The 19,828-nt window shown below is 70.3% G+C and carries 16 protein-coding genes and 2 pseudogenes; 8 read left to right on the top strand and 10 right to left on the bottom strand.

The annotated features are described in order from the left end of the window. Positions 1-87 precede the first annotated feature (87 nt). A complete protein-coding gene (locus HEP85_RS01390) occupies positions 88-1,014 on the bottom strand; it encodes an alpha/beta hydrolase (protein ID WP_168525387.1) in 927 nt (308 codons plus the stop codon). A gap of 180 nt (positions 1,015-1,194) precedes the next feature. Here HEP85_RS01390 and HEP85_RS01385 point away from each other — a divergent pair, with 180 nt between their 5' ends. After that, on the top strand, positions 1,195-2,097 hold the full coding sequence (locus tag HEP85_RS01385; protein ID WP_168525385.1) for a helix-turn-helix domain-containing protein: 903 nt from the start codon (positions 1,195-1,197) through the stop codon (positions 2,095-2,097). 124 nt (positions 2,098-2,221) lie between these two features. Here HEP85_RS01385 and HEP85_RS01380 read toward each other — a convergent pair whose 3' ends face one another. From HEP85_RS01380 to HEP85_RS01370, 3 genes are all read right to left on the bottom strand, one after another. Beyond that, a complete protein-coding gene (locus HEP85_RS01380; protein ID WP_168525383.1) occupies positions 2,222-2,608 on the bottom strand; it encodes a VOC family protein in 387 nt (128 codons plus the stop codon). Next, complete coding sequence (locus HEP85_RS01375) at positions 2,605-2,898, bottom strand: helix-turn-helix transcriptional regulator (RefSeq protein ID WP_168525381.1); 294 nt, start codon at positions 2,896-2,898, stop codon at positions 2,605-2,607. The genes HEP85_RS01380 and HEP85_RS01375 overlap by 4 nt, the downstream gene beginning before the upstream one ends. A gap of 376 nt (positions 2,899-3,274) precedes the next feature. Continuing rightward, on the bottom strand, positions 3,275-3,730 hold the full coding sequence (locus HEP85_RS01370; protein WP_168525379.1) for a phospholipase: 456 nt from the start codon (positions 3,728-3,730) through the stop codon (positions 3,275-3,277). A gap of 351 nt (positions 3,731-4,081) precedes the next feature. Between HEP85_RS01370 and HEP85_RS01365 the strand changes: the two genes are divergently transcribed. Continuing rightward, entirely contained in the window at positions 4,082-5,257 is a 1,176-nt protein-coding gene (locus HEP85_RS01365; protein ID WP_168525377.1) for an epoxide hydrolase family protein, read from the top strand. A 106-nt stretch (positions 5,258-5,363) separates the two neighbouring features. Here the strand turns inward: HEP85_RS01365 and HEP85_RS01360 are convergent, their stop codons facing one another. Further along, positions 5,364-6,155, bottom strand: coding sequence for a TetR/AcrR family transcriptional regulator (locus tag HEP85_RS01360; protein ID WP_168525375.1), 792 nt, complete (start codon positions 6,153-6,155; stop codon positions 5,364-5,366). 233 nt (positions 6,156-6,388) lie between these two features. Here HEP85_RS01360 and HEP85_RS01355 point away from each other — a divergent pair, with 233 nt between their 5' ends. Beyond that, complete coding sequence (locus HEP85_RS01355; RefSeq protein WP_168525373.1) at positions 6,389-8,608, top strand: MMPL family transporter; 2,220 nt, start codon at positions 6,389-6,391, stop codon at positions 8,606-8,608. Between the two features lie 150 nt (positions 8,609-8,758). On the opposite strand, the gene HEP85_RS01350 is transcribed toward HEP85_RS01355, so the two are convergent. Continuing rightward, positions 8,759-9,157: a VOC family protein gene (locus HEP85_RS01350; protein ID WP_168525371.1), complete on the bottom strand. Its 399-nt coding sequence runs from the start codon at positions 9,155-9,157 to the stop codon at positions 8,759-8,761. A 91-nt stretch (positions 9,158-9,248) separates the two neighbouring features. Between HEP85_RS01350 and HEP85_RS01345 the strand changes: the two genes are divergently transcribed. Beyond that, entirely contained in the window at positions 9,249-10,250 is a 1,002-nt protein-coding gene (locus HEP85_RS01345; protein ID WP_168525369.1) for a YafY family protein, read from the top strand. Between the two features lie 416 nt (positions 10,251-10,666). On the opposite strand, the gene HEP85_RS01340 is transcribed toward HEP85_RS01345, so the two are convergent. The 4 genes and pseudogenes from HEP85_RS01340 to HEP85_RS01325 form a co-directional block, all read right to left on the bottom strand. Beyond that, the gene (locus tag HEP85_RS01340) at positions 10,667-11,386 is read right to left on the bottom strand and encodes an SDR family oxidoreductase (protein WP_168525367.1); all 720 of its coding nucleotides are present in this window, start codon (positions 11,384-11,386) and stop codon (positions 10,667-10,669) included. A gap of 921 nt (positions 11,387-12,307) precedes the next feature. Further along, a complete protein-coding gene (locus HEP85_RS01335) occupies positions 12,308-12,700 on the bottom strand; it encodes an AfsA-related hotdog domain-containing protein (RefSeq protein WP_369658100.1) in 393 nt (130 codons plus the stop codon). Between the two features lie 268 nt (positions 12,701-12,968). Then, a pseudogene (locus HEP85_RS01330) lies at positions 12,969-13,352 on the bottom strand (AfsA-related hotdog domain-containing protein); the annotation flags it as partial. A 1,582-nt stretch (positions 13,353-14,934) separates the two neighbouring features. Next, on the bottom strand, positions 14,935-15,063 hold the full coding sequence (locus HEP85_RS01325; protein WP_369657545.1) for a hypothetical protein: 129 nt from the start codon (positions 15,061-15,063) through the stop codon (positions 14,935-14,937). Between the two features lie 63 nt (positions 15,064-15,126). On the opposite strand from HEP85_RS01325, the gene HEP85_RS01320 reads away from it, so the two are divergent. The 4 genes and pseudogenes from HEP85_RS01320 (at position 15,127) to HEP85_RS01305 (ending at position 19,560) form a co-directional block, all read left to right on the top strand. Next, positions 15,127-16,059 carry a cytochrome P450 gene (locus HEP85_RS01320; protein ID WP_369657544.1) on the top strand — a complete coding sequence of 311 codons (933 nt, stop codon included), beginning with the start codon at positions 15,127-15,129 and terminating at the stop codon, positions 16,057-16,059. 1,726 nt (positions 16,060-17,785) lie between these two features. Beyond that, positions 17,786-18,475 (top strand): ScbR family autoregulator-binding transcription factor, encoded by a 690-nt coding sequence (locus tag HEP85_RS01315; RefSeq protein ID WP_168525365.1) that lies wholly within the window; start codon positions 17,786-17,788, stop codon positions 18,473-18,475. 555 nt (positions 18,476-19,030) lie between these two features. Next, positions 19,031-19,150: pseudogene (locus tag HEP85_RS01310) on the top strand (TetR/AcrR family transcriptional regulator); the annotation flags it as partial. Positions 19,151-19,371: 221 nt separating this feature from the next. Next, the gene (locus HEP85_RS01305) at positions 19,372-19,560 is read left to right on the top strand and encodes a hypothetical protein (protein ID WP_369658167.1); all 189 of its coding nucleotides are present in this window, start codon (positions 19,372-19,374) and stop codon (positions 19,558-19,560) included. Positions 19,561-19,828: the final 268 nt, after the last annotated feature.

The following is a 19,828-nucleotide window of genomic DNA, read 5'->3' as shown; positions in this document are numbered from 1 at the left end:
GCCTCGTTCCGGGCTCTCGCCCCGGGCCCGGTGGTGCCGGCCAGCAGATCCGCCCGGAAGCGATGACGCGGGTGCCGATTTGTGGGTTCAGGCAGCCCGACTCAGGGAGTCGGCGAAGAAGTCGGCGAGTTTGTCGACGGCGGGGTCCACGTACTGCTTCCTGTCGTAGAGGTCCACGTGGCCGGCGCCGTCGATCCAGTGAATCTCCTTGGGCCCGGTAGCCCGCTGGAACGCTTCGACGCTCATCCACGCGGTGACGGCGCGGGTGCCGACGATCATGAGCAGGGGACGTCGGCCGATCAGCGGCACCGGGGCGAAGGCATCGAACGCGGCCATCCGGTCGATGCTCGACCAGGTGAGGAAGCTCGCGGAGCGGACATGCCGGGCTCGAGGGGTGCGGTAGTACTCGAAACCCTCGGCGCCGTGTTCTCCGCCGAGCGTCCGGGCTTGTTCGGCGGTGTCGGGGAAGAGGGCCAGGACGGGCGGCTCCTCACCGCGGGCCTCGGTGGTGCGTGCCCGTGCGGCCGTGTCGAGCATGCCCTGGAACACGGCCGGATGCTGGGCTCCGTCGGCGCCCAGGCGGAACTGGCGGGCTATGTCGACGGCGCTGACCGTCCCGACGGCCTTGATGCGGTGATCACTCGCGGCGGCGGGGAGTACGTAGCCGCCGGAGGCGCAGATGCCAAGAGCACCGATACGTTCGGTGTCGACCTCGCCGCGTGTGGTGAGGAAGGAGACGGCGGCCTTCAGATCCTCGACGCGGTGGGACGGGTCCTCCAGACCGCGGGGCTCGCCGCCGCTCTCACCCTGGTAGGCCGCGTCGAAGGCGATCGTGACGAAGCCCTTCTCCGCCAGACGCTGCGCGTAGAGGCCTGCGGTCTGCTCCTTCACGCCACTGCCGGGGTGGCCCACGACGATCGCGGGACGGGGACTCTCCGCCGGGGAGTCGGGGGTGTAGTGATCGCCGACGAGCGGAATGCCGGCGCTGTCGAAGGCAACGGTGGTCTTGGCCACGGGAATCTCCGTTTGGCTGTCTCAGGAGAGCCGCGCTCATGTGGTCGGCTCCCAGCCCGGCTTCGTCCCGGGCACGCCTCCACCTTGGGCTCAGCCCCAGGCGCGCAAAAGAGACAAGTCCTTGCCCGGGAAAAAACCTGCCCCCTCACCCCGGGCGGCGCCCGCGTGACAATGGAGAGCATGACTTCGGTGTCTGATCCCCGTGGACTCGGTGCCTTCCTCAAAGCCCGCCGGGCGCAGCTGGCACCGCACGCATGCGGCCTGCCCACCACGGACTCCCCTCGCAAGGTCGCAGGACTGCGCCGTGAGGAGGTCGCCCAGCTCGCGGCGATCAGTGTCGACTACTACACGCGATTGGAGCAGGGCCGTGTCCGGGCGTCCGCATCGGTGCTCGCCACCCTGACCCGGGCGCTGCGCCTCGACGACGACCAGCAGAGGTACCTGTACGAACTCGCCGGCAGGACCGACGCACGGCCGCGTCGACGGCGGTCCGCGCAGTACGTGCGGCCCGCCGTGCAACGTCTGCTCGACCAGCTCACCGGAGCCCCAGCCGTCGTCCTCGGCAAACGCCTGGACATCCTGGCCTGGAACCCCGCCGCCGCGGCCTTGTACACGGACTTCTCGTCGATGCCGTCAGCCCGACGCAACTACGTATATCTGCTGTTCATGGACCCGATCGTCCGTGGCATGCACCGGGAGTGGGACCATGACGCCCGCGACGCCGTCGCCGCGCTGCGCATGGAAGCCGCGGGAGACCCCGACGATCCGGAACTCGCCCGACTCGTGGGCGAGTTGTCCGCCCAGGACGCCGACTTCCGTTCCTGGTGGGCCGAGCATCGTGTGATCAGCTCCAGTTACGGCACCAAGTACTACCGGCATGCGCTGGTGGGAGATCTCAGGCTGGACTGCGACACGTGGAGCAGCCCCGACGGCTCCGGACAGCGCCTCATGGTCCTGACCGCCGAGCCCGGCAGCCCGTCGTACGACGCACTGCGCATCCTCGCCTCATGGACGGCCGAACAGCCGAGCCGGCACCAGGGGGAGGGCCGGACCGCGGACGGAGCCGGCCCGCGCGCCGTGTGACGGGTCTCGTACGACGTGTCGGCCGTGTCGGCCGTGTCGCGCGGCTCGAGGCTCCGTGCGGGTGAGGGACCCGGCGATCGACTGCGGAGCTCCGAGCCTCACCGCCTCATTCTGAAGCGTTCAGCTACTTGCTGTGCACGATCTGGATCAGGTTGCCGCAGGTGTCGTCCAGAACCGCGGTGGTGACCGGGCCCATCTCCAGAGGTTCCTGGGTGAAGTACACACCGAGTTCGCGCAGCCGGTTGAACTCGGCCTGGACGTCGTCCACGGCGAAGGAGGTGGCCGGGATGCCGTCCTGGACCAGCGCCGTCTTGTACGGCCGCACCGCGGGATGACCGGAGGGCTCAAGCAGCAGTTGCGTCCCGTCCGGGTCTTCCGGCGAGACCACGGTCAGCCACCGGTCCTCGCCCAGCGGGACGTCGTGCTTCTTCACGAACCCCAGTACGTCGGTATAGAAACGCAGGGCCTCCTCCTGGTCATCGACGAAGACACTGGACAGGTGGATCTTCATGGGTTGCTCTCCGGTGCGTCGGGCCTGAGCCATCGTGTCACGATGCGCTCGAGGGGTTCGGTGTTCAGATCGTGGAACTTGTAGCGGCCCTGGCGCCGTGAAACGACCAGGCCCGCGGATTCGAGTACGGCCAGGTGGTGGCTGATCGCCTGGCGGGACATCCCCAGGCCGTGCTTCGTCACCAGTCGAGTGCATATCTCGAACAGGGTCTGCCCGTCCCGTTCCACCAGCTCGTCGAGGATGCGCCGACGGGTGGGGTCGGCGAGTGCCTTGAACACATCGTCCGCCATGGCCGACACCATAGGCAAGTGTTCCCTTGCCTATCAAGTCGGGTGCCATGACGTCGCCTGCTCGAAGAGACACGGCCATGGCCCCGTCCGTCCGATGACCGGGTCGGCCGGCATGCGCCGGGCCTGATGGTTGCGACACGCGCCCGTGAGCCGCGCCCGGCTGTGACTGTCGCGTCAGCGTCGGGGGCCAGGGCCGCGTCGCTCGGCAACACCGCGACGAACACCTCGGGCGGCGTGCCCCATCAGCCCGCGACGCCCACCCGGGCGCCGCCGAAAGTGCGCTCGGACACTCGGGTTCGCCGCCCGGTAGCCCCGGCGGAGCGGGTCACGAGAGGTCCGCAGTGCCTCGTGACCCGCTGCGTTCTGCGCGGGTCGGTCAGCCGAAGGCCTTGACCGCCTGGTAGTAGGTCCACGCGGTGCCGTCGCATGCCGTCTTCGTGGCACCGCCGTAGTTGACGCACACACGCTTGAGGTCCTCGTAAAGGGCGCTGTCGAGGCGGGACTTGTTGGTGGAGAAGGTGCCCGCGGCCTTGTAGTTGCGGTATCCGAAGTCGTGCCGTGCGCAGGAGGTGGCGAACGGGAAGCCGAAGGGGTTGTCGGGGGAGGTGGAGCAGTAGTCCGTCGACCAGTCGAACTGGTAGGCCGCGTAGGCGGCTTGGTTCGATCGGGCCGCCGCCCAGGTGTTGTAGCTGGACGCGCTGGTCTGGGTCCAGTTCGACAGGACCTGCGCCTTGTCGGCGGGGACGGCGGCTTGTGCGGTGCTCGCGGTGCCGATGAGGGCGACCAGGGACAGGCTGGACGCGGTGAGAGCGGTGGCGAGTCTTCGGCGCATTCCACACCTCCATGAATCTGCCGCCCGCCAGTCGGGCCGCAGGTGCATGACAACAAGGATCGGTACGGTGGGCGCGCTTGCATAGATCTTGGTGGTTCAACGTGAAATGAATTCTGGTGCGAGTGGGGGGAGTTGTGTCGCGTCGTCCGGGTGGGTGGGGCACGGCGTCGGAATGGGGCAGCCGCAGTTCGAGGCGGGAGTGTCCGACGTGGCTGCGACCGGGTCGGGCCGGGGAGTCCGCGGACGTCGTCGCCTGTGGTGCCGTGCTGTCGCGCACGTGTCTGCCGCGCGTGTGCGACGGCGCGCGGGTCCTGATCCGGCGGTCGTCTCCGGAGCGTTAGCATGCGTGCCATGTCGGACGCACTGCCTGGCCTGGAGCCGTTCACCCCGCAGACCGAGCCCGCGGCGCTCGAGGATCTCCGCGCGCGGCTGCGTGCGACACGCTGGCCGGACGCGCCCGAGGACGCCGGGTGGGGTCTCGGGACCGACATCGCCTACCTCCGTGAACTCGTCGCCTACTGGGCGGACGGGTTCGACTGGGCGGCGCAGGAGGCGGGGCTCGCACGGCTGCCCCGCCACCGCATCCGGCTCGGCGGCCTGGGGATCCACCTCGTGCACGCCCGTGCCGTCGCGCCGACCGGCCCCGTCCTGCCCCTTGTCCTCAGCCACGGCTGGCCGGACTCGTTCTGGCGCTACACGAAGGTCATCCCACTCCTGACCGACCCCGGCGCGCACGGCGGCGACCCGGCCGACGCGTTCGACGTGGTCGTGCCCGACATGCCCGGCTACGGCTACTCCGACCGGCCCACCGGCCCGCCGCTCAACTCCATCGCCGTAGCCGGACTGTGGGCCGAACTCATGAGCGTCCTCGGCTACGCGCGGTTCGGCGCGGCGGGCGGGGACGTCGGCAGCCATGTGAGCCGCTACCTCGCGCTCGACCACCCGGACCGGGTCGTCGCCGTCCACCGGATGGACGGGGGCCTGCCCGTCTTCACCGGCGACCAGGCCGAGCTCGCCCCCGAGGAGCGCGCATGGTTCGACGACGTCGCGGCCTGGGGCGCGAGCGAGGGTGCCTACGGTGCCATGCACCGCACGAAGCCCCAGACCGCCGCCGTCGGGCTCACCGACTCACCGGCCGGGCTCGCCGCATGGATCGTCGAGAAGCTCCGGGCATGGAGCGACTGCGACGGCGACATCGAACGGAGCTTCACGAAGGACGAGATCCTCACGAACGCCACGCTCTACTGGCTTACGGGGACGATCGGTTCGTCGATGCGCATGTACCACGCGAACGCCGCGATCCCGCCCGGGCAGCTCGCCCGCCGGGTCGACGTGCCGTCCGGCTTCTCGCTGTTCCGCGGCGACATCGTCCGCCCGCCGCGGGCCTGGCTCGAGCGCACGGCGAACGTCGCGTACTTCAACGAACCCGCGCGCGGCGGGCACTTCGCACCGTTCGAGGAACCCGAACTGTACGCGGAGGAACTGCGGGCGTTCTTCCGCCCCTACCGTGCGGCAGCGCTGAGCTGAGGGCGCCGTCGCCCTGGCGCGGCGGCCGACCGGAACGACGCAACGCCCGGACGAGCAGGTCGAGTCGGCGGACGGTATGAGTGTCCCGGGCCTTCGGCCACGCGGGTCATCGACCGGCTGAAGAGGCTTGTTCCCGCGGGTGCGGATCCGTTGCCGTGGTGCCCGGTCCGGCGACGGGAATCCGGCTGTGGATGTCCTGGAACAGGTTCCGCATCGCCATGCGGAAGATCTCGGCCTGGTGGTCACCGAGGAACGAGGTGTGCCCGAACACCTCGAGGACGACGAGGCCGTGCAGGTGTCCCCACGCGCTCAGGACCAGAGCGGTCGCGGGGGGCGGGAGGTCCCGCTGACCGGTCGGCGGCAACTGGTCCAGGTATGCCAGCAGCTCGGCCGAGAGACCAGGGGTGTCGGCGGCGGCGAGCTGTGCGGTGGTGAACCCGTCGAACAGCTCCCGCTCGAAGATCGCGCTCATCCGCCGCACGGCCTGCGTCGTCGGGCCCTCGACGGGGGCCGCGTAGTACCGCAGCGGGGTTCCGTAGAGGAGTTGGAACCGCTCGGGATGGGTGATGGCCCACTGGCGGTACCCCTCGGCCGCGACGAGCACCCGCCCCTGGGGCGAGTCGTCCGTGGCGGCGTCGACAGCGGCCTGCACGGCTTCGGTCAAGGCGTCGTAGGCCTTGGCGATGAGCGCCGTGACCAGGTCGTCCCGGCTCGGAAAGTAGTGGTAGAGCGCCTGCACGGTCATTCCCAGGCTACGGGCGATCGCGCGCAGGGACAGGGCCGCGGGACCGTGTTCGGCGATATGGCGCTCAGCCGCGTCCAGGATCTCCTGGACGGCCGCCGCCCGCCGCCGCCGGCGCAGGGAGAGCGGGGCGGCCGCGTGTTCGTCAGTGGGCATGCGACGACCGTACGACGGTAACTCCACCCGCACACCGCGAAGTTGCGGACTGTGAGAAAAATCTGACACTGCCAAATCTTCCGCCGGCTCACTAGCGTCGTGTCGGCGACGAGGTGCGTCATCGCATCCGCCCCCGTCGGGACGAACAGGACCGTTGGAGGCCCGAGTTGGGGTCCCCCCGTACATCCGTCGCTTGATCTTGTTGTCACGCGAGGACGCAAAGGAGATCGTGCGTGTTTGAACGCATAGCCGAACTGGTGATTCGCCGGTCCCGGCTGGTACTGGTCGTCGCCGTAGTGGCCGTGGCCCTCATGGGTGCCGCGGGCGCCGGCGCCTTCGGCAAGTTACTCGGGGGCGGCTACGACGATCCGGCATCCTCGTCCAGCCGTGCCGCGGAGGTCATCGACAAGAAGTTCGGCGGGGAGACGAACCTGGTCCTGCTGGTCCGGGCGTCCGAGGGTCGTGTCGACGCCCCGGCGGCCCGGCGCAGCGGCCTGGCCCTGGTGGCCGACCTCAAGAAGGAACGGAACCTGGGGAACGTGGTCGCGTACTGGGACACGGCCAGTGCCGACCTCCGTTCCGAGGACGGCCGCGAGGCCCTGGTGCTCGCCCATGTGAGGGGCGACGGCACGGAGCGGGACGAGAACGCCAAGAGCGTCATCGACGCCTACGCCGGATCGTACGAAGGCGCACTCACGGTCCGGGCCGGTTGCGGCGCCGCCGTGACGAGCGAGATGGGGAAGCAGTCCGGCGAGGATCTTGTCCTGGCCGAGTCCATCGCCGTACCGCTCACCCTCGTACTGCTCCTGGTCGTCTTCGGCAGCGTGGTCGCGGCGCTGCTGCCGCTGGCCATCGGAACCATCGCCATCACGGGCACGTTCGCGGAGCTCTTCGTCCTCGGCAGCGTCACCGATGTCTCCGTCTTCGCGGTCAACCTGACCACGGCACTGGGCCTCGGCCTCGGCATCGACTTCGCCCTGCTGATGGTCAGCCGATTCCGGGAACAGCTCGCGGCAGGGGCGAGCGTGGACGACGCCGTCCGGCGCACAGTGACCACCGCGGGACGAACGATCGCGTTCTCCGCCGCGACCGTCGCCGCCGCGCTCGGGGCGCTCCTGGTGTTCCCGCAGTACTTCCTGCGCTCGTTCGGCTATGCCGGGGTCGGTGTCGTCGCCATCGCGGCCGTCAGCACCCTGTTCGTCATGCCGGCCCTGTTCGTCGTCCTGGGTCACCGCGTCAACAGCGGGCGGCTGCCGTGGGCGAAGCCCCGGCGCACCGACACCCGTGTGCCGTTGTGGGGACAGTTGGCCCGCACCGTCATGCGGCGACCGGCGCTCACCGCGCTGCCGGTCCTCGCGGTACTGCTGCTGGCGGCGAGCCCGCTGCTGGGGATCTCCTTCGGCACGCCCGACGAACGCGTGCTGCCCGAGGCCGCCCACAGTCGCCAGGTCGCGTCGGCACTACGGCAGGACTTCAACGGCACCGACGACGCCGCTCTCCACGTCGTCATCGACAAGCCCCTGGGCATGGCCCCCCTGCGGTCGTACGCGGTCGCACTGTCCGAACTCGAAGGCGTCGTCCACGTCGAGACCAGCACAGGCACCTACGCCGACGGACGCTCCACAGCGACCGGCTCCGGCAGCGCCGCGCTCGGCCGCCCCGGCGCGCAGCAGATCGACGTGGTGAGCACCCTGGCACCGAAGTCGGCGGAGGCACAGCGCCTGGTCGACGAGGTGCGGGCGGTCACCCCGCCCGCCGGGTCGCGACCCCTGGTCGGTGGAACCGACGCCGTACTGGTCGACGCCAAGGACTCCATCGCCGGCAGGCTCCCGCTCGCGGTGACCCTGGTCGTCCTCACCACCTTCCTCCTGCTGTTCCTGTTCACCGGCAGCATCGTGCAACCGCTGCGCGCGCTCGTCCTCAACATGGTCAGCCTGGGGGCGACCCTCGGCGTCATGACCTGGATCTTCCAGGACGGCCACCTCTCCTCGCTGCTGGGCTTCACCGCGCAGCCGATGGAGGTGTCGATGACGGTGCTGATGTTCTGCATCGCCTTCGGCCTCTCGATGGACTACGAGGTGTTCGTCACCAGCCGGATCAAGGAACTCCACGAGTCGGGCGAGGACAACGAGTCCGCCGTGGCCAACGGCCTCGGGCACACGGGACGCATCGTCAGCGCCGCGGCCTGCCTGCTCGCGGTGAGCTTCTTCGCGTTCGGGACGGCCAAGCTCAGCTTCATGCAGATGTTCGGACTGGGCAGCGGGCTGGCCGTCCTCATCGACGCCGTCGCCGTACGCGGCATCCTCGTACCGGCCGCGATGCGCCTGCTCGGCCGCTCGGCGTGGTACGCGCCCCGTTTCCTGCGGAAGCTCCACGGACGGTACGGCCTCAGCGAAGGCGGCACCGAGCCCGCGGTCGTGAGGGAACCCGCGGCCAAGGCTCCGTACGCGTAGAGATCGCCAGAGGTCCGATCACGCCGGACCACGCCTCACTGTGTGCCCGCCTCCCCACCGGAGGCGGGCACGGTCGCGAGGGGGAGACCGAGACGCGGGCCCAACCGACGCCTGAGGCAAGGGGGTTGGCAGCTTGTCGCCCTGAGGTGTTCAGCGAGCGAACTTCTCGATGGCGTCCGGCGTGACGGGGGTGAAGAAGTTGATCAGGTTCCCGTCGGGGTCACGGAACAGGAGCGCGCGGTTTCCCCAGGGCATCGTGGTGGGCTCGTTGACGAAGTCCGTCACGAAGTCGGTCAGGTTCTTGTGCGTACGGTCCACGTCGTCGACGAGGAATTCGATGATGACGCTGTGGTTGTCGGCCGGGCGGGCCGAGCCGGGCGCGAACAGGGGGACGGTGCGGGTGCTGCCGATCGCGAGAGTGGCGGAGGCCGTCCTGATCTCGGCGAAATCCTCGTTGGACCAGCTGGCGGGTACTCCGGTGGCGCGCTCGTAGAAGTCGACGAGGCGGGCGACGTCGCCCGTGATGATGCGGACAGAGACGAAGTTCATGGACGTACTCCTGGTCGGTGGGTGCTCCTGATCGCAGGCTACGACCTGTACCGGGCGGAACCCGCCCGGTATGAATGGGAGACTTCTGAGCATGCCCCGACCCATTGCCCGTGTACTCACCCTGTTGGAGCTCCTGCAGTCGGGCGGTATCCGGACGGCGGCCGAACTCGCCGATCGGGTCGGCGTCGACGAACGGACCGTACGGCGCTACGTCGACCACCTCGTCGACCTCGACGTACCTGTCGAGTCGGTGCGCGGCCGCTACGGTGGCTACCGGCTGGCCACCGGTTACCGCATGCCTCCGCTCATGCTGAGCGACGACGAAGCGCTCGCGGTGCTCCTTGGACTGGTCGCGGGCCGTCGAGCCGGCCTGACGACGGCCACGGGTACGGCGAGTGAGACAGCGGCGGCCAAGATCCGGCGGGTACTGCCGGAGCGGCTGAGCCGCAGACTCGATGCCGTATCCGGATCCCTTACCTTCACCGTCCCGCCCGGCGAGGCGGTCGCCGCGGAATCCACGGTCCTGCTCTCGATCACCGACGCGGTGCGTCATCACCGGCCGATCGCCATTCGGTACACCGCCGCCGACGGGCGGCGCAGCGAACGCACGCTGCACCCGTACGGAGTTGTCTCCCATTCGGGCAAGTGGTATCTGACGGCCGCGGATCTCACGGCGGAGGACGACCGGACCTTCCGGCTGGACCGCATCACCGATGTCAGGGCTCTGCCCGGCACGTTCGAACCGCCCGCCGGACTCGACCCGGCGAAGCGCGTCCTGACAGGGCTCGCCACGGCTCCGTACCAGCATGAGGTGACGCTGCGAGTCCAGGGAACGGCCGAGGAGATCCACGCCCGCCTTCCCGCCGGCGTCGCGATCGTGCAGGAGCAGCCGTCCCCGGGCGGCGCAGAGCCGGTGACCGAGTGCTGGTCCCGCGTCGACCTGCGTGTGGACAGGCTCGACTGGCTTCCCGCGGTGCTCGCGTCGCTGGACAGACCGTTCGTCATCGACCGCCCGGACGAACTCCGCGGCCTCGTCGAGGCGTTCGCGGAACGCCTCACGAACTCGGCCCGACGGACCTCGGCGCGGGCATGACGGATGGGTAGGTCGTGCGGCCTGGCTGCGGTGGTCCGGTTCACGGGTCTGTCTCGCCGGTCCGTCTCTCACCGGTCCCTTCCCGGGCGGGCGGCACGTGTTGCTGCATCTGGAGGGAGAAGGTGCTGACCGAATTGCGTGCTGCGACGACCGCGACGGCCGCGACGGTCTCACCTTCCCGAACACTTCACGGCGCGGCAGGTCGGCCGGCCCATCGGTCTTGAGGTTGTTGAGGCCGTTGAGGCCGGCGGGCATGCCGGGTACACCGGGTACGTCGGTACGTCGGGTACGCCAAGACGGTCCGCGATCAGTTGGTGTGGCGGGCGGCCGTGTTCCGGTCGGCTCGCGGCACCACTCCTTACCCGGCGGGACAGGCCGCGGTCCGGCACCGGGCTCTGTGTCGTGCGCGGCCGGGGTCAGCTGAGCGGCTCGCCGCCGTCGATGTGCACCGTCTCGCCAGTCAGAAAAGTACTGGTCATCGCGAACAGCACCGCGCTGGCGACGTCGTCGGTGGTACCGATGCGCCGGGCCGGGTTACGGGCGCGGATGCCGGCGAAGTACTCCGCCTTGCCTTCTTCCCCGAAACCGTCCCAGGCGCCGGTGTCGATCACCCCGGGCGAAATGGCGTTCACACGGATCGGGGCCAGCTCCAAGGCGAGGGAACGGGCCAGGACTTCGGCGGCGCCGTTGGTGATGGCCACGGCCAGGGTGCCTACCGCGATCTTCGCTGCGGCGACGCCGGAAAAGAGGGTGAACGACCCGGACGCGGGGATGCGGGGGGCCAGGTGCTTGGCCAGCATGAGCGGGCCGATGACCTTGGTGTCGAAGGAGAGCCTCACCGCGTCGCGGTCCAGATCGGCGACGCGGCCGCGTGCCCGAGCGGAGGCGGTGGAGACCACGTGGTCGACGGTGCCGAGTCTCTCGCCGAGGGCGGCGACGGAAGCTTCGTCGGTGAGGTCGACGGATTCTGTCGTGATTCCGGGTTCGCCTGCGTAGGCGTCGGCGAGAGTCTTTTGATCACGGCCGGCGGCTACGACGTCGGCTCCCGCGTCGCGAGCCGCGATGACGATGGCGCGGGCGATACCCCCGGCCCGCCCGACCACCAGCGCGGTTGTTCCCTTGAGGGGTCCGGTCATGGCGGTGTCCTTTCGAGGTGGGGGCGGATGTCGGTGGGGACGGTCTTGTGGGCGGCGGTCTTGAGATGGCATCCGGACGGACGCTTCCTTTCCGGAAGTTAGTGTCTTCGGGGAGCCATCCGTGCCGGCGACGGCACTCCATGGGCGAAGGCAGGCGTGCTGCCGCGGGAATTTGGCGGCCACTTCCTTCTGGAGCCGGACACCAAGTATATAACCTTCCATGAGTGAGTGAGGGGTTAGGTTGCGTGGTGTTGTGCTGTGCTCGCCGCTGTCGGCCGGGCGGCTCGACTGAGTCTCACGGCTCCACTCCAGCCTGCAGTCGGCAGCCCATGGCCGCATCCGCCAACGGGTGGCGGTCGTCGTTGTCGTTCGTGAGTGGGGGTGGATGTGGAGATTCCTGTAGGTCCCACGACTGAGCTCGGTGTCGCGGCGGCGAGCGTTAGCAGGGTGAGGGGAAGCGGGGGGAGCGCGTTCAGGCCGGTGCTTGTATGGCGCTCGCTCTCATGGCCCCGGCGGTTGGCGGTCAGGGGCGGTGGCTTGAGCGGTGCTGTGGGGCGAAGCGGGTGTGGGCCACTGGGCTGACTGCGGGTTCCTCGAACGGGCCACTGTTTCGCTGATGCGCGCCAGGGTGTCCTGGGTGGGCTGGTTTCGCTGGTGAGGCGGTTGGCCGCGGTTGCTGCGCAGGCGATGAGAAGGGGCTGGCGGTTGGTGAAACGCCGGTTGAGCGCCGCGCTGTTGGCTTCCGTGCGTTGTGCTACCTCGACGACCGAGGGTGCGCCGAGGCCTTGATCGGGCGGTAGGTCGAGTGCATTGGTCGGCAAGGTTGTTGGGGCTTTGCGGGGTGGGTGCCGGTGTCGGGTTCTGGGGGGTCGGGGTGCGGGGTGCCCGGGTGGTGCGGGGTGGTGCCCGGGTGGTTGTGGGTTAGGGGTGGTGGTGGGTGGGGGTGGTGGTGATGTGGGCGGTGAAGACGGTGGTGTTGTTTTGGTGTGCGGTGATGTGGGTGGTGCGGGTGCCGGGGGTGGTGTTTGTGCTGTCTTCGTTGTGTGTGCCGTTGCCGTTGCCGTTGCCGTTGTCGTCAATGTTGTTGTTGTCGGCGTGGTTGCTGTTGTCGTTGGTGTTTGTGGTGTTGGTGTCTGTGTTGTCGTCGACGTTGGTGTTGGTGTTGGGGTGGGTGTGGGTGGTGATGTAGGTGGGGGTGTGGTGTTCGGTGTAGCGGTGGAAGGTGGCGTGGAGGGTGGTGAGGTGGGTGGGGGTGGGGTGGGTGTGGGTGTGGGTGGCTTGGCGGGCGGCTTCGAGGAGGACCATGCCGGGGATGTGGTCGGTGGTGTGGTCGAAGAGGATGGGGTGGTGGGGGTTGGGGGTGAGTTGCCAGGTGTGGGGGGTGGGGGTGGGGGTGAGGACGAGGTCGAGGGGGAGGGTGCGTCCGTAGGGGGTGGGGTCGGTGGGGGTGTGGGGGGTGGGGGTTGGGGGTGGGGTGGGTGGTGTGGGGTTGGCGGAGGCGTTGGTAGGTGGTGGGGGTGAGGCAGGTGAATTGGCCGCCGCCGGTGGCGGTGGTGTGGCCGTCGCGGGTGATGTGGATGTGCATGGTGAAGTCGGCGAGGCGTTTGCCTTTGTAGCGGAGGGTGGTGCAGGTGGCGGTGAGGGTGAGGTCGGTGGGGGTGGGGCCGATGTGGAGGTGTTGGGGGTGGGTGGTGAGGTGGATGTTCCACATGAGGAAGTGGTGGTCGAGGGGGACGCCGAGTTCGGCGTGGGCGAGGTAGAGGCCGGTTTGGCGGATGGTTTCTGCGGCTTGGAGGGGGTCGTGGTGGGTGCCGTCGGGGGTGGTGTAGAAGGTGTGGGCGCGGGGCCATTGGGCGGTGAGGGTGTAGTGGTTGTCGCCGGTTTTTTCGCTGCCGGTGAGGAAGACCTCGGCGAGGCTTGAGCGGTGGACGTATTCGCGGGGGACGGTGGTGGTGAGGCGGGGCATGGGGGTGGGGTGTGGGGGTGGGGTGGTGGCGGGCCCGGGGGTGGCGGGTGTGGGGGTGGGGTGGTTGTCCTGGTGGACGGTGAGCAGGGTCATGGGTGTCTCCGTTGCGCCGTTGGGTGGGCTGGGATCGACCGTGCAGGGTCATAAGATACGAACCTACCGGTTTTCTTTTCAAGGGTGGGCGGGGAATTTCGCGGTCGGTGGTCGGGTGTGCGGGGTGGGCGGGCGGGGTGCCGGGGGTTCGGGGCGGGGTGGGGATCTTCCCGGGTAAACGGGGGTTGTATTCCGTTCTGGTGGTGTCTTCCGTGGGTGCGGGGTGCTGTGCGAGGCTCGGTGGCGGGGGTGGTGGTGGGGGTTCGGCTCTCGTGGGTGGCGGGTCCGGGGGCTATGGTGAAACCGGCTGAGCGGTTTGGTTTTGGTGCTGTTTTGGGCAGGTCCGGACCTGCCCGGCTTAAGCACCGGCACCGGCACGGATGCGGGTGCGGGTGCGGGTGCGGGTGGTGTGAGGGTTCGGGCCGGTGCTGTGGGTGGTGGTGCTGGTGGGGGGTGCCGGGCTGGTCCGGTGCTGGGGGGTGTGGGGGTGGGCAAGCCGGGGGGGCGTGCGGGGGTCGGGGGTGCGGGTTGGGGGGTGGTGCGGGGCTTTGGTGCGGGTGGGCGGGGGCCGGTGTGGGTGTGGTGTCTGCGTCGTTCCTGGTGGGGGTGCGGGGGTGGTGTGCTTACGGTGTTCTCGTGGCGTGGTGCCGGGTGGTTGCGGCTGGTGCGGTTGCGGGAGTTGCGGGAGTTGCGGGAGTTGCGGGAGTTGCGGGTGGTGGGGCGGCGGGGGTGCTGGTGTGGGGCGGGGTGGGCCGTGTGGTGCTGTGGGTTGGCGTTTTGTGACGGTTTTTTGTTGTTGGTGCTTGTTCGTATTGCTGTGTTGGTTCGTGTCGTTGTGGTTTTTCCGGTGTTTTCGCTGTCTGCGGGGAGGGTCTGATGGTGCGTCGGCTGGATGGGCGTGAGCAGGGTCGCGGTGAGCTGGACGGGCTGGACGGGCTGGGCGGGGGCGAGGCGGCTGTGAGCGGGGCGGCTTACCTGGCGGGGAGTGAGACGGCCGGGCTTACCGGGAGTGAGGCCGTTGTGGCCGGGCCGGTTGGGCTGGAGGCGGTCGGGCCGGTGGGGAGTGAGGCGGTCGGGCTGGCCGGGGCTTACCGGGAGCGGGGCGGTTGTGGCTGGGCCGTCGGGTCCGGTGGGGCCGGTCGGGCTGGCGGGGAGTGGGGCGGTTGTGGCCGGGCCGTCGGGTCCGGTGGGGTCGGTCGGGCTGGCGGGGAGTGGGGCGGTTGTGGCTGGGCCGTCGGGTCCGGTGGGGCCGTCGGGTCCGGTGGGGCCGGTGGGGGTGGTTGGTTCGGTTGGGGGTGGGGGTGTCCGTTTGTGTTGGATGGGTTGGGGCGGGATGTGCAGGGGGAGGCGGCGGTGTTGCGGGGGCGGGGTGCGGTGTCGCGGGTGGTGTTGCCGGGTGGGGTGGGGGCGTGGGTGGTGACGGATGCGGGGGTGATGCGGGGGTTGTTGACGGATGGGCGGGTGTCGAAGGATGCGTATCGGCATTGGCTTAAGCGTGGCGGCGGGGGGAGGTGTCGGGGAGTTGGCCGTTGGCGGTGTGGGTGTCGGTGGAGAATTTGGTGACGTCGTACGGGGCGGAGCATCGGCGGTTGCGGGGGTTGATGGCGTCGGCGTTCACGGCGCGGCGGGTGGCGTTGCTGGGGCCGCGGGTGGAGGAGATCGCGGGGGTCTGCTGGATGGGGTGGAGGAGGCGGCGGGGCGGGCTGTGGGTGGGGTGGTGGATGTGCGGGAGTTGTTCGCGTTGCCGTTGCCGGGGCGGGTGATGCTGGAGTTGTTCGGGATTCCGGAGGAGTTCCGGGGGCCGTTGCGGGAGATCATCGACGGGTTTTTCGACACGGCGGTGTCGTCGGTGGAGGCGCAGCGGAATTACCGGGCGTTGTATTCGACGATGGGGGAGCTGGTCGCGTTCAAGCGGCGTTGTCCGGGTGAGGATCTGACGAGTGCGCTGATCGCGGCGGGTGGTGCGGGTACGGCCGCGGCAGGTGCGGGTGCGGGTGCGGGTGCGGGTGCGGGTGGCGTGGGGGCTGTGGAGGGTGGGGGTGGGGGGTTGAGTGAGAAGGAGTTGGTCGACAACTTGATCATGTTGTTGAGTGCGGGGTGTGAGCCGACGGTGAATCTGCTGGGCAATGCGGTGGCGTTGTTGCTGGGGGATCCGGGTCAGTTGGAGTTGGTGCGGTCGGGGCGGGTGTCGTGGGGGGATGTGGTGGAGGAGGCGGTGCGGGTGGAGGCGCCGGGGGCGAACGCGATTTTGCGGTATGCGGTGGAGGATGTGCGGGTGGGGGAGACGGTGATCGAGCGGGGGGATGCGCTGGTGATGTCGTTCGCGGCGGCGGGGCGGGATCGGGGGGTGCACGGGGAGGATGCGGATGTGTTCGATGTGACGCGGGAGACGCGGCGGGAGCATCTGTCGTTCGGTCATGGGGTGCATTACTGCCTGGGGGCGCCGTTGGCGCGGTTGGAGGCGGAGATCGCGTTGCGGGCGTTGTTCGGGCGTTTCCCGCGGATGCGGGCGGCGTTCGGGCCGGGGGAGCTGCCGCGTACGGAGTCGTTCATTTCGAATGGGCCGCGTGTGCTGCCGGTGGTGCCGGGTCCGGCGGCCGCTGCGGCTGTGTGAGCCGTCGGGTCCGCGGGACTGCGCCGTACTGAGGGCCTGCCCTGCCGGACGGGCGGGCGGGCCCGGCGGGCGGGATGGGCCCGGCGGGCGTGCCGGGCCGGATGGGCGTGCCGGGCGGGATAGGCCGGGCGGGCCTGGTGGAGTTTGCCGGGCCGGGTGTGTGTGGTGGGTTGGCCGGGGTTCGGGTTGTGAGTGGGGCCGTTGTGTGTGGTGGGGGCCTGGCGGGACAGCGTGTGGTCTGTCTGTCCGGGTCGGTGTGCGGTGTGCGTGGGGGTGTTGCCGGTGTGTTGGGCCTACTGTGTTTCGTTTCGGGTGCTGGTTCGGTGCCCGGGTGGTGGGGTGGTGGCGGCCTGGGTGTGAAGGGTGCGGGCCGTGGCCGGGTGGTGGTCCGGGGCGGGGTCCGTCCTGGTCTGGGGGCGGCTGCGGACGGCTGGGGGCCGTGGGGGTGCTGACCGGCGTGGTCAGGGGTCAAGCACGGGCCGCTTACTGCTGTCGTCGCTCTCGCCGGGAGCCGCGTTGCGCGCGCTCTGTGGGTCTTGTGGTGCCCCGGCTGTCCTTGGGCGGCGGACCGGCGTGTGCCGGGCAGGGCGCTTACCGGGGCGCCGGCTGCAACCAGGCCTCACCTCACCTCACTTCGTCTCGCCTCGCCTCGTCCCGTGTCGTCCGGGGTTGTCTTGCCTCGGGTTGTCTTGCTTCCTGGCTGTGGTGGCCGGTTGTGTATTGCGGGTGGGGGAGTCCTGGGCCGGTGGGTGCTCGGGCGGAGTGGGTGGGGGTGGGGGCGGGCGTGGTGGTGCCGGGGGCCTGGGGGTTTTCGTTGCCGGGGTGGCCGGTCCGGTGGGCTGGTGAGGGGTACGTGAACCGGGGAGAGGTGTCTTTCGGTCCTGGTGGTGTACGGCCGTGTCCGGGTGTCTGGAGGCCTGCTGCCGGGGGGACTTGGTGACGTCGCCTTCGTGACGTCGCGGCCGTCGTGCCCGTCGTGGTCGTGTGGGGTTTCCTCTGCTGTGCGTGCCGGGGCGGTATTGGGCGGTGGGCCGAAGGGCCGGGTTCGGGCGCGGCCTGGCGGGCTGTGCCTGCCGCTCCCCCTTGTGCCGGGAAGGGGGTTCGGCGCTGTGTGTGGTCTGTGTGGTTTCCCGTTGGGGGTGGCCTTGCCGGACATCGCTCCGGCAGGGCGGTGCGGTGTCGGGGAAACGGTCTGTCCGGTGGCGTCCGCCGGGACTTGTTCGCGTCACCCCGGCAGCGGCAGCGGCAGCGGCAGCGGGTGCGGGGGTGTGGGTGTGGGTGTGGGTGTGGGTGTGGGTGTGGGTCGCGGTGTGTGGTGGGGGTGGTGTCCGGCTGTTGTGGGGTTGTGTCGTTGTCTTGCTGTGTTTGCGGGGGGTTCTGCTGTGTCGGCTGCTGGGTGTGGGTGGTTGGGTGGGGGTGGTGTGCGGTGGGGTGTGCGGGTGTGGTGGTTTGAGGGTGGGGCGGGGTGGGCGGGGACCGGTTGAATCCGGACTTCCGGTTGGGTGGGTGCGGGGGGTGGCGGGTGGGGGGTGGAGGTGTTGTCCGTCCCGGTGGGGGGCGGGTCGGGGCGGGGTGGTGCGGGGGTGGGCGGGGGCGGGGTTTTGAGCCGGGGCGGGGTGGTGGCGGGGGTGCCGCCCTTGTGAAAATACGGACTACCTGGTTTGGTTTGGAGTGGTTGCAAGGAAAACATCTTGCGATGGAGTGAGGAACGACCACTGGAGGGTTCGTGGTGCGGCAGGAGCGTGCGATTCGCACCCGGCGGGCGATTTTGAATGCGGCGGCGTCGGTTTTCGACGAGCGCGGGTATGAGGCCGCCACGATCGGTGAGGTGCTGACCCGGGCGGGAGTGACCAAGGGGGCCCTGTACTTCCATTTCCCCTCGAAGCAGGCGCTGGCGGAGGGGGTGCTGGCGGAGCAGTTCTCGGGTTTCACGCTGGCGCCCCGGGCGAGCAAGCTGCAGGAGCTGGTGGACATGGGGCTGTCGCTGGCGTACCGGATGCGCCGCAACCCGGTGGTGAGTGCCTCGGCGAGACTTTCGCTGGGCCAGGAGATGGGGGCCATCTTCGGCACCTGGACGATCACGACCTGGCTGGATGCGACGGAGAAGGTGCTGCGTGAGGCGCGGGAGCAGGGTGAACTGCTGCCGCATGTGGACCCGGCGGAGAGTGCGTGGGTGTTCTCGGCCGCGTGGACGGGTGTGCAGGTCTACTCCCACACGCTGGCGGGCCGGGAGGATCTGGAACGGCGGGTCTCCGCGCTGTTCGAGCATCTGCTGCCGAGCATCGCGGTGCCCGCGGTGCTCGGCAAGCTGGTCACCGACCCGGCCCGGGCCGCCGAGGTCGCCGCCGAGGGCGAGCGGCTGGCCGCCGAGGCGGGGGAGCTGGGGGACCTGGACGAGGTCGCCGCTCCCGCCTGACACCGCACCCGCCCCCCGGCAGTCCACTCACTCGCCGCCCGCCCGCCCGCGGCCGTGGACGCGCAGGTCGGGGGGGCCGGCGGGTGGGCGGGGTTCGGCTCCGGGCGGGTGCGAGCGGGCGTCGAGTGCCGCCGCGGAGTGTGGCGGCAGGCTTAAGCGCCCCGGTCCCTACGGCCCCTTCGCGGCCGTCGCCCGGCCCACGGCCCGTGCACCGGTTCGCGTACCGGTTCGTGCGTGCGGGGCGGCTCGGGCGGAGCGGCTCCGCGGGGTGGGCCGGGCGTCCGTCCGCGCGGTGTGCGGGGGCGGGGGGTGGTGGGGACTGTGGCTTACTTTTTGTTCCGTGCGGCCGGTGTCCGGTGGTCGGGCGGCCGTGGTGGGGGCCGGTGGGCTGGGGTGCCGGGGCTGGTGGCGGGCCGAGCCGGTGTCTGCGGGCCGGGTGCTGGGAGGCTCCCGGCAGTGAAACATACCGCGCGTGCGGTTTGGTAGGGTGTGGCCTCGGAGTGCCCGGGGGTGTCCGCCGTGGCGGCGGCCGGTGCGGGCCCGGGAGGAGGCGGGATGGTCAAGCAGGTTCGGGCGGCACGGACGCGCCAGGCCCTGGTCCGGGCGGCGGCCGAGGTGTTCGCCGATGACGGGTATGCCCTCGCCTCGCTGCTTACGATCAGTAAGCGGGCCGGGGTGAGTACCGGGGCGCTGCATTTCCATTTCCCGAGCAAGGATCTGCTGGCCCGTGAGGTGGAGGCGGCGGCGACCGTCTCCCTGCAGCGGCTGGCCGCGCGGCGGGACGCTCCGCCGGGCAGGGCGGCGGGCGGTCCCGCCGGGACGGGCGGGGCGGGCGCGGGGCTGCAGTTGCTGGTGGATGTCAGCCGTGAACTGGTGCTGGTCTGTCGTCCGACCCGGTGCTGCGGGCCGGGTTCGGGCTGGGCGGGGATCCCTCGCGCAAGAGCGGTGAGGGGCCGGGCCGGTGGTGGAGCGAGTGGGTGCACGCACTGCTGCGCGAGGCCCACGGCGCGGGCGAGCTGGCGGAGGGGGTCTCCCCGGAGGCGGCCGCGGTGGCCGTGATCGCCGCCACCCTCGGGCTGGCTTAAGCCTCGCCTCCCGCCACCGCTTCCACCTCTCCCCGCATCTGGTGGAACAGTTCTGGGCCCTGCTGCTGCCCGGCCTCGCCGCACCCCCGCCCCGCCGGCTTACCCGGCCGGGCATACCCGCCGCCGAGACCGGCCCCGCCCCCCGGTAGCAGCCCGCCCCTCCCCGTAGCCCGGTTCCGCCGTCCGGCAGCGGCCCGGTTCCGCCTTCCGGCAGCGGTCCGGCCTCCCGGCGGCAGAACCGGACCGCCGCCGGAGGGCCGGACCGCTG

The sequence above is a fragment of the Streptomyces sp. RPA4-2 genome (genome assembly GCF_012273515.2).
Classification (GTDB): Bacteria; Actinomycetota; Actinomycetes; order Streptomycetales; family Streptomycetaceae; genus Streptomyces; species Streptomyces kaempferi.
Note: the sequence above shows the minus strand (reverse complement) of the source record. Positions and strands in the feature narration are given on the sequence as shown.